The organism is Pedobacter sp. 01T416_2 (genome assembly GCF_056398925.1).
The window spans coordinates 1-1,149 of record NZ_JBFTQI010001182.1; the positions used below are offsets into that span (position 1 = coordinate 1).

The window sequence follows — 1,149 nt, forward strand, 5'->3', positions numbered from 1 at the left end:
ACAGCTGTTGGGTAAAGCCGGAATTGCCATAGTTACATCGCCTATAATCTGATCTAATGTAGCTTTGAGTGATGATCTGGCAGGAGCCTTATCATTTACATTGGTACTGGTTACCAAGGGAAGGCCGGGATCTGTGCCTGCCGTTGCAGGATTATAGGCTTTGGCAAATACTGTTAATAGTTCGAGATAACAATTGGCCCTGATTACTAATGCTTCACCTGTAATGCTTTGTTTCTGTACATCGGTACCTTCGGTAGCAGTTGGTATTCCATTGATAATCACATTCGCAGAATAGATACAACGGTAAGATGGTCCCCAAACATCGGGACTGACCAGTTCATTCTCCGTTAAAATTGGTCTCCAGAAATAACCATTGGCAGCTGGTGAGGTAGTGGTTGCTGTAAATGAATTTAAATTATCGTCAGTAAAATCGAGTAGATTTATTGAAAATGTTTTGGTTAGCGAAGGAGAATTTAAGATTGCTTCGTAATCTGTAACTTTTTCTGGTAAGATGATTCCTTTAGGTTTTACATCAAGAAATTTTTTGCATGAAGAACATGCCAGCACGGTAAGAATTAACAATATGATATGTTTATGTTTCATGGTTTCTAAAAGTTGGTAGATAAAGTTAAACTGTATAAAGGTTGAATTTCCAGCTTGCGGACACCTGAAGTTCGATCGATTGCATCTGGATCGATATCGTTTCCACTAAAGGTGTAGCGGAAAGGATTTTGCGCCTGAAAGCGTAGTTGGGTGTTTCTTAATCCTGCTTTTTCCAAGAATTGGGCTTTAGCACGGTAAGTAACCACTACATCCCTTAGGCGAATATAATCGGCCTTGCGCACAAACTCAGAGGCATATTGATAACCATAAAGTGCACTAATCTGATAGTAGCCTGGAGCCGAAGGCGAAGAGCCAGTATATCCAGGAATACGAGTCGTGGTTTCATCGCCTGGCGTTTTCCAGAAATTAGCGGCACCTTGTAATGGAGTAGGACTCAAGAATCCAATATTATTAGGATTTGGCTGTTCCACCCGCATTACATGTCCACCATAATACATCAATAAAAACGAGATATCGAAAGCACCCAAGCTAAATTGATTATTCAAGCCCAATACATATTTCGGTGTTGTTGTACCACTATAAATC

Annotated in this window: 1 protein-coding gene and 1 pseudogene; both read right to left on the reverse strand. The window is 40.4% G+C overall.

Going from position 1 to position 1,149, the window contains the following annotated elements; translation table 11 throughout:
• Positions 1 to 603, reverse strand: a 603-nt coding sequence (locus AC1DPQ_RS28390; RefSeq protein ID WP_477611663.1) for a RagB/SusD family nutrient uptake outer membrane protein, incomplete at its 3' end; no start/stop codon positions are given.
• Positions 604 to 608: 5 nt separating this feature from the next.
• Positions 609 to 1,149 (reverse strand): annotated as a pseudogene (locus AC1DPQ_RS28395) (hypothetical protein); the annotation flags it as partial.